This window comes from uncultured Shewanella sp., assembly GCF_947501225.1.
GTDB lineage: Bacteria > Pseudomonadota > Gammaproteobacteria > Enterobacterales > Shewanellaceae > Shewanella.
Map to the genome: position 1 here is coordinate 227,365 of NZ_CANMUW010000006.1, position 18,797 is coordinate 246,161.

At 47.4% G+C, this 18,797-nt stretch carries 17 protein-coding genes; 12 read left to right on the forward strand and 5 right to left on the reverse strand.

The window, feature by feature from the left end; translation table 11 throughout:
- Positions 1-286 precede the first annotated feature (286 nt).
- Both Q1B47_RS11320 and Q1B47_RS11325 read left to right on the forward strand, forming a co-directional pair.
- Positions 287-1,405: a permease gene (locus Q1B47_RS11320; protein WP_299793306.1), complete on the forward strand. Its 1,119-nt coding sequence runs from the start codon at positions 287-289 to the stop codon at positions 1,403-1,405.
- A 424-nt stretch (positions 1,406-1,829) separates the two neighbouring features.
- Positions 1,830-2,138, forward strand: coding sequence for a hypothetical protein (locus tag Q1B47_RS11325; protein ID WP_299793309.1), 309 nt, complete (start codon positions 1,830-1,832; stop codon positions 2,136-2,138).
- An 89-nt stretch (positions 2,139-2,227) separates the two neighbouring features.
- Here the strand turns inward: Q1B47_RS11325 and pyrC are convergent, their stop codons facing one another.
- Entirely contained in the window at positions 2,228-3,262 is a 1,035-nt protein-coding gene (pyrC, locus tag Q1B47_RS11330; protein ID WP_299793312.1) for a dihydroorotase, read from the reverse strand.
- A 537-nt stretch (positions 3,263-3,799) separates the two neighbouring features.
- On the opposite strand from pyrC, the gene Q1B47_RS11335 reads away from it, so the two are divergent.
- A complete protein-coding gene (locus tag Q1B47_RS11335; protein ID WP_299793315.1) occupies positions 3,800-4,039 on the forward strand; it encodes a hypothetical protein in 240 nt (79 codons plus the stop codon).
- A 258-nt stretch (positions 4,040-4,297) separates the two neighbouring features.
- Entirely contained in the window at positions 4,298-4,909 is a 612-nt protein-coding gene (locus tag Q1B47_RS11340) for a transporter substrate-binding domain-containing protein (RefSeq protein ID WP_299793318.1), read from the forward strand.
- Positions 4,910-4,982: 73 nt separating this feature from the next.
- On the opposite strand, the gene Q1B47_RS11345 is transcribed toward Q1B47_RS11340, so the two are convergent.
- Positions 4,983-5,549, reverse strand: coding sequence for a TetR/AcrR family transcriptional regulator (locus Q1B47_RS11345; RefSeq protein ID WP_299793321.1), 567 nt, complete (start codon positions 5,547-5,549; stop codon positions 4,983-4,985).
- A 137-nt stretch (positions 5,550-5,686) separates the two neighbouring features.
- Here Q1B47_RS11345 and Q1B47_RS11350 point away from each other — a divergent pair, with 137 nt between their 5' ends.
- Entirely contained in the window at positions 5,687-6,229 is a 543-nt protein-coding gene (locus Q1B47_RS11350) for a dihydrofolate reductase family protein (protein WP_299793324.1), read from the forward strand.
- Between the two features lie 77 nt (positions 6,230-6,306).
- Complete coding sequence (locus Q1B47_RS11355) at positions 6,307-7,092, forward strand: CLCA_X family protein (protein WP_299793327.1); 786 nt, start codon at positions 6,307-6,309, stop codon at positions 7,090-7,092.
- Positions 7,093-7,165: 73 nt separating this feature from the next.
- On the opposite strand, the gene Q1B47_RS11360 is transcribed toward Q1B47_RS11355, so the two are convergent.
- Positions 7,166-7,705, reverse strand: coding sequence for a redoxin domain-containing protein (locus Q1B47_RS11360; protein ID WP_299793330.1), 540 nt, complete (start codon positions 7,703-7,705; stop codon positions 7,166-7,168).
- A gap of 277 nt (positions 7,706-7,982) precedes the next feature.
- Here Q1B47_RS11360 and Q1B47_RS11365 point away from each other — a divergent pair, with 277 nt between their 5' ends.
- A complete protein-coding gene (locus Q1B47_RS11365) occupies positions 7,983-8,210 on the forward strand; it encodes a hypothetical protein (RefSeq protein WP_299793333.1) in 228 nt (75 codons plus the stop codon).
- An 89-nt stretch (positions 8,211-8,299) separates the two neighbouring features.
- Here Q1B47_RS11365 and Q1B47_RS11370 read toward each other — a convergent pair whose 3' ends face one another.
- Positions 8,300-9,250 (reverse strand): LysR family transcriptional regulator, encoded by a 951-nt coding sequence (locus Q1B47_RS11370; protein WP_299793336.1) that lies wholly within the window; start codon positions 9,248-9,250, stop codon positions 8,300-8,302.
- 16 nt (positions 9,251-9,266) lie between these two features.
- On the reverse strand, positions 9,267-10,220 hold the full coding sequence (locus tag Q1B47_RS11375; RefSeq protein ID WP_299793339.1) for a LysR family transcriptional regulator: 954 nt from the start codon (positions 10,218-10,220) through the stop codon (positions 9,267-9,269).
- A gap of 403 nt (positions 10,221-10,623) precedes the next feature.
- On the opposite strand from Q1B47_RS11375, the gene Q1B47_RS11380 reads away from it, so the two are divergent.
- The 5 genes from Q1B47_RS11380 to Q1B47_RS11400 all read left to right on the forward strand — a co-directional run bounded on the left by Q1B47_RS11380 (position 10,624) and on the right by Q1B47_RS11400 (position 18,604).
- Complete coding sequence (locus Q1B47_RS11380) at positions 10,624-12,864, forward strand: OmcA/MtrC family decaheme c-type cytochrome (RefSeq protein ID WP_299793342.1); 2,241 nt, start codon at positions 10,624-10,626, stop codon at positions 12,862-12,864.
- A 907-nt stretch (positions 12,865-13,771) separates the two neighbouring features.
- Entirely contained in the window at positions 13,772-14,776 is a 1,005-nt protein-coding gene (locus Q1B47_RS11385) for a BMP family ABC transporter substrate-binding protein (protein WP_299793345.1), read from the forward strand.
- Positions 14,777-14,918: 142 nt separating this feature from the next.
- Positions 14,919-16,508 carry an ABC transporter ATP-binding protein gene (locus tag Q1B47_RS11390; RefSeq protein ID WP_299793348.1) on the forward strand — a complete coding sequence of 530 codons (1,590 nt, stop codon included), beginning with the start codon at positions 14,919-14,921 and terminating at the stop codon, positions 16,506-16,508.
- Positions 16,505-17,635 (forward strand): ABC transporter permease, encoded by a 1,131-nt coding sequence (locus Q1B47_RS11395; RefSeq protein WP_299793351.1) that lies wholly within the window; start codon positions 16,505-16,507, stop codon positions 17,633-17,635. The genes Q1B47_RS11390 and Q1B47_RS11395 overlap by 4 nt, the downstream gene beginning before the upstream one ends.
- A 3-nt stretch (positions 17,636-17,638) precedes the next feature.
- A complete protein-coding gene (locus Q1B47_RS11400) occupies positions 17,639-18,604 on the forward strand; it encodes an ABC transporter permease (protein WP_299793354.1) in 966 nt (321 codons plus the stop codon).
- Positions 18,605-18,797 lie beyond the last annotated feature (193 nt).

Consider the following 18,797-nt stretch of genomic DNA (forward strand, 5'->3'; position numbering starts at 1 on the left):
AAAATTTTTCATTTAAGCAAACTGGGCTTTACCCGAGTAGCTAGGTAGTAACATGTTGTTTTATAAAGTCTATTTGATGGGTTGATTCATTTTGGATTCGTCTGTTAGCCAGTTCGCTCAAGTATTGTTTCGAAGATTCTAGAAATATAGTTGACACAAGCCGTTAGTGGGTTATCATTTCGATATTGTTCGAAATAACATTCTCTCACAGAATTGCTGAGTTACCTGGTTAAAAGGGATAGCGACAATTTGAATGAGGGGAAAATTAATTAAATTGGAAATGATTATGAGTCCTGAAATATTAACCATGGCCCGTGAGGCCGCAGATATGTTTGCCTTCCTGGCAACCGAATTGATCATCCTCTTTCTTGTTATCAGCTACTTTGTTGGTGTACTGCAGGAGTTTATTACACCGGAGAAAATTCAATCTATCTTGAGCTCCCGTAACGGCAAGGGCTACGTGATTGCGGCGCTGCTGGGGGCTATCACACCGTTTTGCTCCTGCTCGACCATCCCCTTCCTTAAGGGGTTACTCAGAGCAAGAGCGGGATTCGGCCCCATGATGGTGTTTCTGTTTTCCAGCCCTCTGTTAAACCCGGTGATCATAGGCCTGTTCGTGGTGACCTTCGGCATAAAGGTGGCGCTGTTTTACTTCACCATTGCCCTGGTTGTGGCCGTTACCGCCGGTTTTGTCTTGGAAAAACTGGGCTTCGAGCGCTATGTTCGACAAGAGGCATATGAAGCGGCCGATGCATCAAGCTGTGGAGCGACGTGTGGCGATACCAAAACAGCAGTTGAAGCCAGCGAGTCAAGTTGCTGCGACAGTCAAACAAGCTCCGCTGTTCAATCTGAGACAAGCTGCGGCGCTACATCAACTCCTGCACTGGCAATGGAGGCGGGGGGATGTGGAGCAACCACTTCAACAGCAGCTGTTTCCGCCTGTGGTACTGCTTCAACATGTGGAACTGCAGACACTAAGGTGAGCAGTGCGGAGAATCGTTGGCTGCGTATCTGGCGCTCGACCTGGAAGGATTTCAAGCAGGTGTTTCCCTATCTGCTGCTGGGTATCACCTTAGGCTCGTTTATCTATGGTTTCATTCCGACTGAGCTGATTGCTAAATATGCGGGTGAGGGGATGTGGTATGCGATCCCTGTGGCGGCGATTATCGGTATTCCACTTTATATTCGAGCCGAAGCAGTGATCCCACTGAGTGCGGCACTGGTCCAGAAAGGTATGGCATTAGGTTCGGTGATGGCGCTGATTATCGGTAGTGCGGGGGCGAGTCTGACAGAAGTGATTCTGCTTAAGTCTATCTTTAAGAATCAGATGATTGCCGCATTTCTTACCGTGATCTTGGGTATGGCCATAGGCGCTGGCTACCTCTACAGCTATATGTTCAGTTAAATGAGTGGTTCGCGCCGTAGGAGTCTATGGCGCGAATTCTCTATAGGGATCCCGCCGTCTGGGTATGGATGGTGACTCCCCTCCCGGTTAGTTCCCTCTCTTTAGCCCTGTTTCTTTATTATGTGAGTCCACTCAAAACTCCTTTGTTAATGACGCCTTCCCTTTGAAACAAATTGAACCAATTGTTATGGCTATGCTCAATAAGTGATAGTTGTGACTGGCCGTCATAGCCCTTTCCTCCCCCTCTGGTTCAGTTTCTTTTGGAGGCTGAGCTCAAATAAAGGAAGCTTGATGCTGAATCTAAGCTACTTCATTCAGCGTATATGTAGACGATATAATAATTAAATAAAACAAGGGGCTTATGTTGAAAAAGTTGAGTTTGCTGTTGCTGTTAACTCCGGCGATATGTATATGTTTAACCATAATGATTGCTATTTTTCACTATTTTCATATTTTTAATAACGTCACCGGATTGCTGGCTTTGTTGGGTATCATCTGTGTCGTTAATGTGCTGAGTTATTTGGTGATCACGGTAAAGACAAAAGGGAACCTTCCCTATATCTTGCTTGGGAACCTGATGTTTTTTATCGTTTTTGTTTTTTCAGCTACCACGATACAGAGCCACAACTGTGAGCATCATGAAGAGGCGGCAGTTTTTCAGTATGGTGTGCATGATGCGGGCGGTGAGATAGATATTGGTGTCGATGCCTCCTGTGAGAGTTGCAGTAAATAACATCCGATGAACTGAACGAGTCAATAACTTGAATAACAAAAAGCCCGCATTAAGCGGGCTTTTTGTTGGCTGAAGAAGTTAAATCCGGATTAACTCTTAACCTTCCAGTTTACCTCTTCACCGGCGAAGAAAGGCACTATAGGGTTACCATTTGGCAAGATGATCTCGCTCGGTACTGTCCACTTCTCTTTGACCAGAGTGACAGTAGTGGTATTTCTCGGCAGACCATAGAAATCAGGGCCATAGATGCTGGCAAAGCCCTCAAGCTTGTCGATGATCCCCAGGTCATCGAACACCTGTGCGTAGAGTTCAAGCGCACTCCAGGCGCTGTAGCAACCGGCGCAACCACAGGCCGACTCTTTACGATGCTTCTCGTGTGGCGCTGAGTCTGTACCTAAGAAGAACTTACTCGATCCGGTTGACACCGCTGCGCGCAGCGCTTCCTGATGAATGTTGCGTTTTAGCACCGGCAGGCAGAAGTTGTGTGGACGCACCCCACCAACTAACAGATCGTTACGGTTTAGCAGCAGGTGCTGCGGGGTAATGGTTGCGGCGACATTATCGGATGCTGACATCACGAACTCGGCTGCTTCTTTAGTGGTGATATGCTCAAATACCACCTTAAGGTTCGGGAATGCGTTTACGATACGGGTCAGGTTGCGTTCGATGAATATCGCTTCACGATCGAAGATATCGATATGAGACTCGGTCACCTCGCCGTGCACCAACAATAGCATACCGATTTCAGCCATCTGCTCAAAAACAGGGAAGAGTGCATCGAGTGCTTTTACCGCCGCGTCTGAGTTAGTGGTCGCGCCGGCAGGGTAGAGCTTGGCGGCAACGACACCGGCCGCCTTGGCATCTATGATGTCCTGTTTAGTGGTGTCGTTGGTCAGGAAGATAGTCATCAGAGGTTCGAAATCAGAACCCTCCGGACGCGCCGCCAAAATACGCTCACGGTACGCATTTACCATCTTAGCATCGGTCACAGGTGGTAACAGGTTAGGCATGACGATAGCACGCTGGAAGAGTCTGGCCGTGGCCGGTACCGTTTCTTGTAACATATCACCGTCACGGAAGTGAAGGTGCCAATCGTCGGGAGTAAGTAGGGTGATCTGCGTCATTTAGGGTTCCTAAGGGTCTGCGATAAGCATATGCTCGCTTATTTCTGCGACATATTATGCCTGAAATCGACTTTTTTTGATAGGTGAGTTTGAGCTATATCAAGATGGTTTCTTCAGCTTCTGTTATGGGAGAGCCAGGGAGTCGGTTCACTGCTTAACCGGGATTTTTGAACTACAATGGAGGTGTAATACCAATTGCATTAAATAATTAACCAATTCAGAGTCCCCCAGGGTTTTCAATTCAAGGCGCATTGATGAGGAAATGCTGCTCTTGGTTGTAGAACTCGGCCTTTTAAGTCAATGCAAAGCAGAAGTGGGAAGCCTGGGGGACTCACGTAGTGCGAGCTTCAAAGCCCTTTATGCTGCACTGGATGCTTTCGATATAGAATAACTATTAGCTTCAATCATCCTATAGCCACATGGATGTGGTATATGTCTATATTGCAGGAGCAAATATAGCCCTTGCCTAAAGAGCTTTGAATTCTCGCTGAATGGTCAGGTACTTAATGCAATTGGTATAAGCCAAGGGTACTCTCGATGCGCCGATTATTTAAGTTTCTATTGCTGCTGTTGTTCTTCCCCTCTCTTTTCGCTATCGCGGAAAGCAGACCCCTGAAGATCCTTTCTCATGATCGCCCCCCTTTTCACTTTACCGATAGCAAGGGAGAGGTCGTCGGCATCTGCGTCGATATTATCGATATTATCGATATTATCTTCGATGAGATGGAGCTGGAGTATGAGGTGATCGATCTAATACCAAATGCATTAAATATGTAATCAATTCAGAGCCCTTCAGGTTTTTCAATTCAAGGCGCATTGATGAAGGAATGCTGCTCTTGGTTGTAGAACTCGGCCTTTTAAGTCAATGCAAAGCAGAAGTGAAAATTCTGAAGAGCTCACGTAGTGCGGGTTTCAAAGCCCTTTATGCTGCGTTGAATGCTTTCGATATAGAATAACTATTAGCTTCAATCATTCACCTTGCCTACAGGGCTTTGAATTCCCGCTGAATGGTCAGATATTTAGTGCAATTGGTATATGGCCAGGGTCTGGCATAAAATTGAAAACGGGGAGGGGGAGGCCGCATTTACCACTTCCAGAAAAAAGCTCAGAGAGCCCTATCTCTACTACCCTAAGACAGATATGTGGCGCTCAGATTTTGTCTTCTTTGTTCAGGATGTGAATATACACCTGGCACCCAATGGCAGCTATGAGGAGGTGGCAAGTTCAGGGGGCAAGGTAGGCGTCTGGCGAGGCGCCTCCTATGATGAGGCTTTTTGGAAAGCATTCCCCTATAAGGATGGTACGACAACTTACTCTCCAACTCTTAAAAAATATGACATGTACAACGAGCAGTTGTTTATTGTTAAGGGGCCGAGCCATGCGCTGAAAATGTTGGGGCGTGGAAGAGTCACCTTCTTCCTTGAAGACCGAATTACCGGACAATACTTAGTCAATAAAAATAACCTGCAAGCAAGCGTTGTCTCCTACGATAGGTCTGTATTTTCCAAGGGGTATCCCATGCCATTCATTAAGAACTCGGATTACCCTGGTCTCAAGCAGATCAGCGAAGAGTTTGAGAGGCGATTGATCATATTAAAAAACGACGGTCGCTATGAGGCTATTCTAAAGCGCTGGCTCAATGAGTAGTGTGCACCATTGGCATATTTCCCACTCTAGTGTCGAACTACTCCACCTGGATAATATGAGCTCTCCCGATGAGTCAGCCTGACCCCATGTGTTCCAGTGATCTCGTGAAAAAAATAAATGGCCCTTCAAGCAGAGGTTCAATCTCATGGGCATCCTGGGCACAGTTTACAGCCAGTGCCAGTCCGTGAAGGTAGTCGACCCAAAGGTCTAAACTACGTTTGAGTGTGGCGTCGGTTAAGTTCAGTGGCGTTACTGCGGTCTGAAAACGCGCTATAAAAACCACAGCAGGACCATCTGTTGTCATTGCTAACATCGTTTCCAGTAAGCCAGGGTATTGCTGAAGCAAGCCGAGATAACTCAATGATAACAGTTTGAGTTCGGCTTGCCATTGGTGACTTATTTCAGGTTGATAGATGGCCTCGATCAATGAGATTGTGATCGCCTCCAGTAGTGCATTCTTATTGTCGAAGTAGTGGTAGATGGCCATGGCATCAATATTGAGACTGTTTGCAAGTTTACGGATACTGGGAACCTTCCCCTCGATCCGCATTAGCTCTTTTGCCTTATTTATGATGACTTCGCGACTCAGTTGTCCGGCAGATGCCGTGGGCCGTCCCCTTTTTTTTACCTTGACAGACATTACCTATTCTCACTAACATAATTGCAATTCTACAGTGTAGAATATTTTAGTTGAATTTGTCGGATAATCCAAGCAATTATGCTTACTGAATCGAATCGGTACGCTTGTCCGGCTCGATAAAATTTGTGGAGAAATTGATGAGTAACATAGTGTATATCGCGGCAAGTTTGGATGGTTACATCGCCGATAAAGCTGGAAGTGTGGATTGGTTACACTCAATTCCAAATCCTGAAAATTCAGATATGGGGTTTGGCGAGTTTATCGGGAGGGTCGATGCCTTGATTATGGGGCGCAATACCTTAGATATGGTACTGAGTTTTGATATCGATTGGCCTTACAGTAAGCCAGTGTTTGTGCTCAGCAATACTCTGGAACAGGTACCTTCCGGTTACGAGGATAAGGTGTTTTTGGTTAAGGGGCTCCTCGATGAGGTGCTGGCTACACTGAACCAGCAGGGTTACAAGGACCTCTATATAGATGGAGGGGTGACGATTCAGAACTTTCTGAAAGCAGACCTTATCGATGAGATGATCATCACCACGATACCCGTGCTCTTAGGTGGTGGCCTGCCTCTGTTTGCTGATCTTGTGTCGCCATTAAACTTCAAGCATGTGAAGTGTGAAAGATTGCTGGATTGTTTGGTCAAAAATCACTATCTCAGGGTACGTGACGGAGTTTAAGGGAAATAAACTGGCCTGTAGAGGAGCTTTGCCTCAGACTAGTACTCAGAGTCAGATTAGTTAGCGAAGAAGTATACGTGTTAAAGCATAGAGAGTATCAACGCACCGGCCCCGATTATCGCTTCGGTGAGCAGGTGAGCTTTCATGATATCAAAGAGACCTTTGGCCTTAATCATATTCGGTTAGGTAGCTGGGTAGAAGAGGAGGAGAAGGAGAAGGCCGCCAACTTGATCTTCGATTCTCTGGCCGACCTGGCTTTTATACTTAAGTTGCCGCCAAAAGCCCTTGGCCTGAGACAGACCCTGAATCTGGCCTTCGGTAGCGGTGGCCAACAGGGCGTGCAGGCTCATTACATGCCTGCTGGTCGTGAGCTTGCATTGGCTAAGAACGCGGGAGCCGGAGCTCTTGCCCATGAGTTTTGGCATGCCTTCGACCACTATATTGCTTCTAAGGCATTTAATACCTCTTCACAAGGTATCTCCTTTGCCAGCAGTAGCTGGCTTGCCGATGTGAGGGCTATCGAGCACCCGTTGAACCAGCGTCTGCAACAGGTCTTTGCAACGACTATGCTCAGTGGCGACGGGCTCGACTGCCATGACTTTGTCAGCCGCGCCGTGGCACTGGATAAGCAGTATGGTCGGCAATATTTCTCTAAGCCTACCGAGCTGATGGCCCGCGCCTTCGAGGCGTGTATCGAATCACAACCAGAGATAAGTAACCCCTATCTTGTCGCCGAAACCTTGAGTTCATCTCTGGCTGATAGTGGTGGTTACCCGGACCTTGCCCATAGAGAACAAATTTTCTCAGCCCTTATCGCATACTTTGAGCCTCTGGGTGAGGCCTTGGGGCGTGAAAAGGCCTGAGAAGGTAACAGGTGAAGATAGGTAAAGAGAAGCTTAGATTGACCTAAGCAGAGACCAATCTAAGACGCCTCTATCAATAGGCAAGGGTACCGCGGATGGGGTAATCATTATCCGGGTCGCTTATCCACTCCAGACCTGAGACAAGGGACTCGAGTTCCGGGCGAGAGAAGGGATTATTGGAGATGTCTATGACGATGATCTCTCCAAGTCGGTTAACTACAAATAACCCGGGCTCGGCAAAGTCGTGATCGGTTTCCTGCTCAGAGCGGGGAATGGAGATATATAGCCCCAGTTGCTGCATCTGTTTTTGAGACAAGCCGTAGCCAATTGGGTAGCTGGTCGTGAGCCGCTCTTTATGTTCCTTAAGCTGAGAGATGGAGTCGGCCGATGCGGCAACAATATCGAGGCCAATTTTCTGCAACCGGGCCTTATAGTCTTCTAACCGGTTCAGAAACTTTGTACATAGCGGACAGTGCTGTCCCCGGTAGATCACCACCATCTGCCATAACGCCCCATGGTAGGCCCGCCCCAATGTGATCGTAGTGCCATCGAGTGTGTTGACCCTCACCGATGGAAAGTTAGAGCCTGCCGATAACTTTACTGAAACACTCATAATTTTTCTCCACTTAAAGATGAGTGGTAGGGGGTGACAATGTAATTTTAGTCTAATAACCGGGGATTTTGGGGCGGAAAGTTTTCTCAGCTATTTGAGCATAAGTTAATCATAAAAAGTGGCAGATGATTTAGATCACAGCTTAAAGGTGGCAGAGGTGATCTGTTCAGCAAGTATTCAGAAATTTTCAGTTTATTAAGTTTAAATTAATAATGATGCTTAACATGGTAGCGAATTGGCATAGATAACTATATCTTCGATTCTTTAAGGAATAACTATGAAATACCTGACTCTGTTAACTGCTCTTGTTTTTGCTGGTTCTGCCGCTGCGACAGATTGCTCTGATTGTCACGAAACAATCGATTTGACTGTTCACTTAGAAGCAGAAGCGACACTGGCTACCTGTAATGATTGTCACGATATGGGCAGTGCGCACGAGGTGGATATGGAGCTTCATGAAGCAACACTGACGATGAAAGAGTGTGCTGACTGTCACGGAATGTAATTCCCGGCTTTAGCGTCCTCGGCCGGCTTGTGCCGAGGACAAACTTCCTGCTGTTAACCTCTATTACTCCGCATATCCTTTTAGACTCGCTACTTGTGAGCCTCGGTGATAAATTTTTCCAGCGCTTGTTGTAACCATGGTGGTGCCGTGACCTGACCCTCATGGTTGTGTTTTAACCAAAGATAGGTTGTTGGGTAACTGAAATTCTTAAGTATGTCTTTATCTTGTTGATAATCCAGTATTTCAGCATGGATCCCTTTGATGTTTTGCAAGAAATTGACTGCGGCTCTCACGCCGACGATGATGATGGCATTCGAGTTTAACAGGGTATTTGCGGCGCTCCCCAGATCGGATACGGTAGCGAAGACCTCCAGTTTTTTCCCCTGGGTTTTTGCATAGTTCATCAGCGGTGACTTGTTGGCCGGAAAGGGCATAGTGATAAGCTTCACTATCGGATAGTTTATCATCTCGTCGATGACGGGGTTTTGCCAGATCGGGTGACCTTCACGGGCAATTAAGTGTCCGCCTCTGTGTTGTATGATGGGTTTAGAGAGTATCCCCTTTCTATCGGCTGGCTCGAAGGCGATAGCCGCATCGAGCTCTTCGCTTTGGAACTGTTCGATACTCGATTTGGTCCAGGGGCAAAGGGTGACATCTATCTTGGTGTTGCTCCTCTGTGCCGCCTTTAGAATGGTTTGTGGCAAGTTGATCTCAAGTTGTGGCACGGTGGCAATCGTGAAGCTGGGTTCGCGACGGTGGCGAATATTGAGTAAGTGCTTTTGTGCCTCGGCGCTCGCCTGCAGCATCTCCTGTAGCTTTGGGTAGAGGTTGTGAGCGAACTCGGTGGCTTCCAGACGGTTGTTCTGCCGGATAAAGAGCGGATCTGAAAAGGCTTTTCTGAGCGAGTTAAGCTCTCTGCTCACCTTGGGCTGAGACAACTCTAAATGGTTGGCTACATCGATCACCGTATGTTTCAGATAGACCTGACAAAATATTTCAATGCTTAGTAAGTTGAGATTGAGCAACTTATCTATGGACATTTATCCTTCCTCTTCTTCAGGCTTTAGATGCGGTGTTATCGAATATAAATTGTGTTATCGCCAGCTGTAACCAGCTGGGGATTTGGTGGTTCTGCTTCCTTTTGGTCAAATAGTGACGGGGAAGACCGCTTCTCTGGCAGAGCTGTTGTTGCTGTTCTGCCGACAACCGCATCGAGCGGATATCACTACTCTTGTTTAGAAAGCTGATCGCACTCAAGGAGCTGAGCAAAGCCATGGCGTGGCCGAATTCCAGCAGGGAGGCGAGATCGGCAATGCCACTCACCTTGGCCTGAATATTTAGCTCCTTTCCCTGATCCTTAGCATAGAACTCCAGTGGATCTCTGGGGTCGCTGAACTCAGGTGCGTCGATGACGATATAGGCCTGCTCCAGAATGTTCTCCAGCGCCGTAGGGTTGACCGTCTCCCAGATAGGGTGGCTCCTGTTACCGACAAGAAACAGAGACTCCCCCTCGCAGATAAAATCCGATTGTAACTGCTCTGTATTATAGGCTCTGTGTGTGATGGCAAGATCGATCTCTTTCTGCTTTACCAGGTTGCCAATATCCGCCGTGCAAGGTTTGATATTAAACAGGTAGTTTTTCTGATGCTCGGTCGCCTTATCTTGCAGCAGACGGCTCAGGTTGGATGAGAGCAGCGGCGGGCATGCGATAACAATCTCTTTCTTATGGTTATTATCCGATTCAACATTGAGGCGCCCACAGTTCTCAGTAATCTGAATGATCCTCTTCATCGAAGGGTAGATCTCATCGGCAAACTGGCTACGCTCGAAGCCATGCTGTTTACGGATGAATAACGGTGCATCGAGGGAGTGACGTAACGCCTTTAAACTTCGACTTATTTTAGAAGCGGGAACATTCAGTGCCTGGCCGACTAATGTTGAGTTTAACGATTCATAAATAAGTACAAATACTTGGATATCAAAGAGATTATTCTGCTTAAACTTACTCATCACTATTCTGGTTATATAAAACACACCCAGCTAATTTAGAGATAAAGATGAGGTAAAGCGAGGATCAATATCATGGAAATGGGTGAAATGTAACTCAGGTTATGTTTTTGTGATCTTGCGTTTATCTGTTAACAATATCCACTCCCCTCATTTCTATTATTCGTAGTTCGCAATTCCATTTATCGAATTATGGTTGGAACAACTGTTAAATTTTATGTTGTTGATATTAAATCTGGTCACATCTTGCAAGCGCCTCGGTGTTGTTTTGTTTGTTTCGCGCTCCTTAGTGTTATCGACTGGTTGGTGGTCGATATAGCAAAGTGATGTGCTTCAAATTTATTTATCTGAATTATCTCTAGCATTTTGTATGAACCACATGGTGGTTACACATTAGGGAGAAAAAATGATTATAACTAAAAGAAAAACATCACTGGCACTGTTAATTGCATCTGCAATGATGGTCACAGCCTGTGGTGAAGATGGCAAAGATGGGCAAAACGGCGCAGATGGCTCAAATGGTAGCAATGGCGAGAATGGTAAGCCTGGTACCTCCGGTCTTCATATCGACATGGCCGCTGAAGCGACTGCAAATATTACCAAGGCTGCTTATGCAGACGGTATCATTACTGTCGATTTCGATCTGGCTAACAAAGAGGGCGTAGGCCTGTTTGGCTTGACCGGAGAGAACGAGTTTCATGATTTCCGCTTCTCATTGGCTCAGCTGCAAACTAATCAAGGTTCAGATCTTAAGCAGTGGATCTCACTACTTAACGAAACGACCAACGATGAAGGGACGACATTCGAGCAAGGCTTCGAGAAGTTAAAAGACTGCCCCGAGTGTCTGGTCGATAACGGTGATGGTACTTATATCTACACCTTCAAAACTGACTTAACTGCTGCCGAAGATGCTGCGGGTATCGTATTCGATGCCGATCTGACTCAGCGTATCGCCATCGAGATGCAGTTCGAATATGACTCGGGTCATGAGTTGGCAGAAAATGCACACTATGACTGGATCCCGTCGACCAATGCACAAGAGGGCATAGCGACCCGTGACCTGGTTACACTGGAAACCTGTTACACCTGTCACCAACCAGACAGCTTAAAGGCTCATGGTGGTCGTCGTCTGGATATGGAAAACTGCCAATCGTGTCACAACGGAATTGTCAGTGATCCTAATGCGGTATCGGTCGAACTTGGGCATATGGTACACGCTATCCATATGGGACCAAATCGCGAAGGTAAAGATGCTGAAGGTAACGTAGTTAAAATGCCATACACTATCGCGGGCTACGGCGGCGATCATGCATTCGACTACCCTGCATTCCCAACTAAGCCATTTATGGATTGTGCGGCTTGTCACCTGGATGATGAAAGCCTGGCGGATAAAGATCTATGGCTGGCCAATGCCAATGCTAATGCCTGTACCGGTTGTCACACAGACTCTCCGGCACAGCATAATTCTGACAAGAACCCTTCTCTGACCTGTACAGACTGTCACAGTGCAGCCGTTCATACAGACCACAAGAAGCCATATGACGCTGCACAAGACTACAGTGTTGAAGTTAGCAATGTTGTCTTAAACGTTGACGGCCTGCTTGAGTTTGACGTCAAGGTTATGGACGCTGCAGGTGCACTGGTCACCGAAGATGAGATCTACAAGCAAGGCTACAGCAACCCATATATGGTTGTGAGCTGGGATATCGAAGGTGATTATCCTGAGCAGCTTGTGACTTCAGAGACTGATAGTCTGACTATTGGCACAACCTATGATCACAGACGTTTCAGCTTGAAGGGGGATGGTTCAACTACCTACAACGCTGACACTAAAGTGTTCCATGTCATCACCGAGAAGGTGAAAGGTGGCAAGACATATCGTACCGATGTACCGGCTGATATTCTGACTGACAGATCTTTAGAGATTCTTCCGTTGGTTAAAGTTTGTTTTGCCGAAGGCAGTGGTACCCGTACAGATTGTTCAGCAGAAGGTGCATACCCTGCTTACGTTCAAACTGAACCATACCGTGTTCTTCTGGACGGTCCTTACGGTGATAAGCAGACTCGTCGACCTATCATCAATGAAGGGACTTGCATGGGCTGTCATAGCGAGGAGCTATACCATGATGCTAACGGCGTGAACTGTATCGCCTGTCATACTAACGACAAGAAGTTAGGTGCAGTGGAAGAGAACTGGGCGCCTGTACCATGGGGACAGATGAAGTCTACAAGCTTTATGTATAAGGCTCACAAGGCTGAAGGTCATGATAATGGTCATGGTGGTAGCGGTACTATCCTGAAGACAGACTGTATGACTTGTCATGCTGAAGTCGAAGGCTGGGGCGGTAAGGACTATGGCTTCGAGCTTGGTCGCAATGCCGGAGCTGCACATACAGTACCTAGCTTTATCGCTGGCGAAGGTAATGATCCGGTAGCAAACCCAGTTGAAACCTGGTACGCCTCACCTGATGCGGCTGCATGTATGAGCTGTCACCAGAAGTACCTGTCTGATGCTGCGATGAGCCACTTCGAGAGTAATGGCGCATACTTCGGTCCGGACAAACAGATGGCTAAAGACGCTAAAGAAGCTTGTGCGACTTGTCATAGCCCAGAGAAGATCATGGAGCATCACGGTCACTCTCTTTAAGAATTAAGCGCCCGGAGGAGCAATCCCTGCGTTGACTCCGGGTGCTTATATTGTGAAGTAAAGTTCTAAAGTAAGTTTTCCTGCAATGTCAAAGGCACCCTAGGGTGCCTTTTTTATTTCGAATGGGCAGGCTTATTAATATTGCCCCCCCCAAAGCCGTAGCCTCTACTGTGGTAGATTTTCCTCTCTTTGAAAGGCGATATCAGTCCCAATACGACAGCTTAGTGCCCACACCGAGTTAGCTGGTCGGATCCGTATCTCATTTTTTCAAAATAATATAATTGGATATTTATGCTTTTTAGGGGCATTTAAATGGGCTAAATGGGGAAGGATCCACTACCCATGGCCGTCTGGCGTCATAATTCAAGCTAAAATCAGCTAAAAATGTTGTTTTGTTACATTGAAAGTGATTGTCTCGATTTCAGAACAACCTGAGTTATTAATGGGCGGTGTGTTGATCGTGTGTTAACCAGATGTTCGATGGTTTGGTGGTTATACATATGTCTATTCTTTATATTCTCTCTTTTTCTCCATCCCATATTACGAACAGGGATATTGTTTGTCGCGCTGTATAATTACTGTCCAGTTGTAAAGTTAGGCCAAGTGGGGGCAGATAACGCAATTACGCCGTAAATTGTCTGCTTTTTTGTTCTAAAATTACATGAATGCTAATCGTATCTGTTACTTAGATTGAATGGGAACCAAGGCACAATTAACCCTAGCCATCCTATACTTTCCTGCTGTAAGCTCTATCTTCGTTAATGTACAAAGTCAGTATCTGAGCCAGTAATTTTGCAACATAGCAAGCTGAGCTTAGGGGCATAAAAATACTGAATCGAAAAATTATAAAGTTACTGCCCATATACATATCTATATACATACTTACATACCTACAACGAGGACAATCATGAAGAAAATCCTAACAACTACTGCGACAGCTGTGTCATTGGCACTATGCTCGTTTGTCGCAAACGCTGCAGATTTTAAACCAGCCGTAGCCTATGACTCATCGGGTAAGTTTGATAAATCTTTCAGCCAAGCGGTTTATCAGAACGGTGTAATTAAATTTACAGAACAAACCAAGATTGATGTACGTGAATTTGTACCGGCAAACGATGCACAGCGTGAACAAGGCCTTGAGCGTCTGGCACGTCGTGGCTTCAGCCCAATCGTTGTAGTTGGCTTCATGTATGGTTCGGCATTGGAAAAGGTCGCTAAGAAGTACCCGGATAGTCAGTTTGTGATTATCGATGCCGTGGTTGACCTGCCTAATGTTAAGTCTCTTGTGTTTAAAGAGCATGAAGGTTCATTCCTTGTCGGCGCGCTAGCTGCAATGAAGTCACAAAGCCATAAAGTTGGTTTCGTTGGCGGCATGGATATTCCACTGATTCGTAAGTTTGCCTGTGGCTATGAGCAGGGTGCGAAATACATCAGTAAAGATACCGAAGTATTCCAGAATATGACGGGTTCAACGAACGCAGCATGGTCAGACCCTGCCCGTGGTGCCGAGTTGACTAAGAGTCAGTTCACTAAAGGTGCCGACGTAGTCTTCGCCGCCGCTGGTGGTACCGGTGTTGGTGTTTATCAGGCTGCGAAAGATGAAGGCAAATTTGCTATCGGTGTTGACTCAAACCAAAACTACCTGCATCCGGGTGTCATGCTTACCTCTATGGTTAAGCGCGTAGGTTTAGCGACATTTGAAGTATTTAAGGCTGCTGAAGGTGGTACTTTCACTCCGGGTATCGACGCCCGTGGTCTTAAAGAGAACGGTGTTGGCTGGACTATCGATGAGTACAACCGTGACTTAGTGACGGCTGAAATGGAAACTAAGCTGGGTGAAATTTCAGCTAAGATCGTAGCCGGAGATATTAAGGTTCACGATTACATGGCTGATAACAGCTGTAAGTACTAAAGTTAAGTGCTTATTGTTAAATACTGATGTGAGCACTAGCATTAGTGCTCAACATCTGTAAGAAGTGAAAGTTCGCTCTCCTGTCTCAAGCGGGGGAGCTTTTTGAGAAGTACCCATAGGGCGGCAAAGAGAAACATAACTTATGTCTACACTCCCTAGCGACAAACCTTTTGCACTCGAACTGCGTGGTATCGATAAACGATTCGGCGCAGTACACGCTAACCGAAACATTGATCTACAAGTTCCTCCCGGCACCATCCATGGCATTATCGGTGAAAACGGGGCGGGTAAATCGACCCTGATGAACATCATCTACGGGTTTTATACCGCTGATGCCGGTGAGATTATGATTGGCGGTGAGGTCCAGAACCTGACCAACTCGAAAGAGGCTATCGCTCACGGAATCGGTATGGTTCACCAACACTTCATGTTGGTCGACAACTTCACGGTTCTTGAGAATGTGATCTTAGGTGCCGAAAATGGCGCCCTGCTCAAGCACAGTCTCCATGATGCCCGCAAAGAGTTAGAGCGGTTGGCAAAAGATTATCAGCTTGAAGTACCGCTAGATGCCTTAATTGAAGACTTGCCGGTTGGCCTGCAGCAGCGGGTTGAGATCTTAAAAGCCCTATATCGCGGCGCTAAGATCCTTATTCTCGACGAGCCTACCGGTGTACTGACTCCTCAGGAAACTGATCATCTGTTTCATATTTTCGATGCGCTGCGTGAGCAGGGTGTCACTATTTTACTTATTACCCACAAGCTCAGAGAGATTCTGGCAGCGACAGATAATGTCTCGATCATGCGCCAGGGTGCGATGGTTGCGCACAGAAAAACGGCGGAGACGAATAAGGAAGAGCTGGCCGAACTGATGGTGGGACGAAAGGTACGCCTGAAAGTCGATAAGAAACCGGCTAATCCTGCCCACGTTGTACTATCAACTCAAGATCTGACCTATACAGATGAGATGGGTGTCGACCGTCTTAAAAAGGTCAACATGGAAATCAGGGCCGGCGAGGTCGTCGGTATTGCCGGTGTATCCGGAAATGGCCAGTCTCAGCTTATTAATGCACTTGCAGGCCTGCTCACACCGACCAGTGGTTTAATCACCATAGGTGATACCTGTATCTCTCCTGAGTTCCCAAGTACGCCCGATGGCGTGCGCCAGCTCAGCGTGGGCCATGTGCCGGAAGACAGACTGGAGATGGGCCTGATTAAGGCGTTTAGTGCCGAAGAGTCAGCCATCCTGGGACATCAGAACCAGCCGCAATACAATGGCCTGGTGATGAATAAGCCTAAGGCGATAACTGAAGAGTGTAAGCGTCTCATGGAGGAGTGGGACGTCAGGCCACAGGATCCTAAGCTGAGAAGCTCACTATTTTCAGGTGGTAACCAGCAGAAGCTGATTATTGCCCGGGAGGTGGAAAAGAACCCGGATGTGTTGCTGATCGGTCAACCGACGCGAGGGGTGGACATCGGTGCCATCGAATTTATCCATAAACGTATCATCGAGCTGAGGGATCAGGGGCAAGGTATCTTGCTTGTATCGGTGGAGCTCGATGAGATCATGGCCCTGTCCGATAGGATCATCGTGATGTTTGATGGACATATCGTGGGTGAAGTGAGTGCCGAACAGGCGAACGAGAAGATTCTCGGAATGATGATGGCCAACATAATGCCCGATGAGCTTAAAGAGTCGGGTGAAGAACAAACTAGCAGCGGAGGTCAGTCGTGAACGACTCAAAAATCCCGTCATGGGTAAATATCATCGGACTGCCCCTGGTCAATATCCTCTTTGCTTTTGCGTTCTCTGCAATTATTTTCGTTGCGGTGGATGTGAACCCTGTCGAGGCTGCGGTCGTGATGGTGAAGGGAGCCCTGGGTTATCAGGAAGGGGTAGGTTACACCCTCTATTATGCGACTAACTTTATCTTCACCGGTTTAGCGGTAGCGGTAGCCTTCTCTGCCGGGCTGTTCAATATCGGTGGTGAAGGTCAGGCCTATCTCGGTGGCTTAGGTGTGGGACTGGCCTGTCTGGGCTTAGATCATACCTTGCCATTCTGGGCGCTGTTACCTATCACTATGGTCGTCAGTATGCTCTTTGGTGCACTGTGGGCACTCATTCCAGCCTATCTGCAGGCCTATCGTGGCAGCCATATCGTCATTACCACCATCATGTTTAACTTTATCGCCTCGGCGTTGATGGTATATCTGATGGTGAACGTGCTTAAGCTCGACGGTCAGATGGCGCCGGTATCGCGTGTGTTTGAACAATCTGCCGTGATGCCTATGTTCCATGAGATAGCGGCTTGGTTTGGCTTCTCCTTCTCACAATCACCGATGAATCTCAGTTTCTTCATTGCATTGACCTGTTGTGTTTTGGTGTGGATTCTACTTTGGCGTACGCGTTGGGGATATGCCATCAGAGCCATGGGGTCCAGCCCATCGGCTGCCGAATATGGCGGAATTAACCATAAGAAATTGATCATCATAGTGATGCTTATCTCGGGTGCACTTTCGGGCATGTTGGGTCTCAACGAAGTACAGGGCTATAGTCAGCAGTTGAAGCTGGACTTTGTGGCCGGTTATGGCTTCACCGGTATCGCAGTGTGTCTGATTGGTCGTAACCATCCGGTGGGTATCATTTTAGCGAGTCTGCTGTTTGGTGTGCTCTATCAGGGGGGAGCGGAGCTCTCTTTCGATTTCCCTAATATCGACCGTGAGATGATTCAGGTTGTGCAGGCCTTAGTGGTGTTGTTCAGTGGTGCGCTTTCACTGATGTTGGTAAAACCAACCGAGCGAATCTTTGTCTATCTGGATCAGAAGAAAAAATCCACCGGCAATGCACAGGCGGAGGCTTAAGTTATGTATGAGAATATTATTTTAATCTTAGACGCTACCCTCAGGGTATCGGCGCCACTTATTCTTGCTGCACTTGCCGGCCTGTTCTCTGAGCGCTCGGGTATTGTGAACATTGCCCTTGAGGGTAAACTGCTGTCGGCGGCGTTTGCCGCTGCGGCTACGGCTTCGGTTACCGGAAATGTGTGGCTTGGATTACTGGTTGCTATCGCAGTTTCTGTCAGCTTATCGTTGATCCATGGCTTTGCCTCTATCACCCACAGAGGCGATCAGATCGTTTCGGGTGTGGCGATCAACATGTTGGCTGTGGGCCTGACTGTCACACTGGGCCGTTTCTGGTTTGGTCTGGGGGGACAGACTCCAGCATTGTCTGACAGTGAGCGATTCACGCCGGTCACGCTTCCCGGTGCCGATGCGGTTGCCGATGTTCCCGTTATTGGCCTGTTATACAGCGAGCTGATATCGGGTCATAACATTCTGGTCTATCTGGCGTTGGCCATGGTGCCGCTTGTTTGGTGGATCGTGTTCAGAACCCGTTTCGGATTGCGTCTTCGCGCGGCGGGTGAAAACCCTCATGCGGTGGATACTGCGGGCATCTCCGTTGCCTGGATACGTTATCGCGCCCTGATCTGTGCAGGTATATTATGTGGTATTGCCGGTGCTTATCTGTCGACCGCACACAGTGCAGGCTTCGTACCTAACATGAGTGCCGGTAAAGGCTTTATCGCCCTGGCGGCATTGATCTTCGGTAAGTGGAAACCGGTACCGGTACTGTTTGGTTGTCTGCTGTTTGGTTTCCTCGATGCGGTAGCGATTCGTCTGCAGGGCGCCGAGTTACCGATAGTGGGTGAAATTCCGGTACAGGCTATCGAGGTTCTGCCTTACATCCTGACCGTACTCCTGCTGGCAGGCTTTATCGGCCGCGCGGTCGGTCCTAAGTCAATCGGTGTACCATACGTGAAGACACGTTAACAGCGTAAGTTAGTGGCGATAGTTCGTCGCGATAGTTCGTCGCGATAGTTTGTCGCGCTAGTTCATCGCATCAGTTAGTAATGTTAGTTAAAAAGCCGGGTTAATACCCGGCTTTTTTGTTTTCAGAATAACAGCGAGGAACGGGGAGCGAGCAGGGAAAGTCTAGATGCTGTTCTTTACAGACAGAGTCATT

Bases quoted from the DNA above. Each gene is read 5' to 3' on its own strand.
- Q1B47_RS11360 (WP_299793330.1), bottom strand. From the start codon at position 7,705: ATGAGTGTTTCAGTAAAGTTATCGGCAGGCTCTAACTTTCCATCGGTG.
- pyrC (WP_299793312.1), bottom strand. From the start codon at position 3,262: ATGACGCAGATCACCCTACTTACTCCCGACGATTGGCACCTTCACTTC.
- Q1B47_RS11345 (WP_299793321.1), bottom strand. From the start codon at position 5,549: ATGTCTGTCAAGGTAAAAAAAAGGGGACGGCCCACGGCATCTGCCGGA.
- Q1B47_RS11400 (WP_299793354.1), top strand. From the start codon at position 17,639: ATGTATGAGAATATTATTTTAATCTTAGACGCTACCCTCAGGGTATCG.
- Q1B47_RS11385 (WP_299793345.1), top strand. From the start codon at position 13,772: ATGAAGAAAATCCTAACAACTACTGCGACAGCTGTGTCATTGGCACTA.
- Q1B47_RS11375 (WP_299793339.1), bottom strand. From the start codon at position 10,220: ATGAGTAAGTTTAAGCAGAATAATCTCTTTGATATCCAAGTATTTGTA.
- Q1B47_RS11370 (WP_299793336.1), bottom strand. From the start codon at position 9,250: ATGTCCATAGATAAGTTGCTCAATCTCAACTTACTAAGCATTGAAATA.
- Q1B47_RS11380 (WP_299793342.1), top strand. From the start codon at position 10,624: ATGATTATAACTAAAAGAAAAACATCACTGGCACTGTTAATTGCATCT.
- Q1B47_RS11340 (WP_299793318.1), top strand. From the start codon at position 4,298: ATGGCCAGGGTCTGGCATAAAATTGAAAACGGGGAGGGGGAGGCCGCA.
- Q1B47_RS11365 (WP_299793333.1), top strand. From the start codon at position 7,983: ATGAAATACCTGACTCTGTTAACTGCTCTTGTTTTTGCTGGTTCTGCC.
- Q1B47_RS11325 (WP_299793309.1), top strand. From the start codon at position 1,830: ATGATTGCTATTTTTCACTATTTTCATATTTTTAATAACGTCACCGGA.
- Q1B47_RS11390 (WP_299793348.1), top strand. From the start codon at position 14,919: ATGTCTACACTCCCTAGCGACAAACCTTTTGCACTCGAACTGCGTGGT.
- Q1B47_RS11335 (WP_299793315.1), top strand. From the start codon at position 3,800: ATGCGCCGATTATTTAAGTTTCTATTGCTGCTGTTGTTCTTCCCCTCT.
- Q1B47_RS11320 (WP_299793306.1), top strand. From the start codon at position 287: ATGAGTCCTGAAATATTAACCATGGCCCGTGAGGCCGCAGATATGTTT.
- Q1B47_RS11350 (WP_299793324.1), top strand. From the start codon at position 5,687: ATGAGTAACATAGTGTATATCGCGGCAAGTTTGGATGGTTACATCGCC.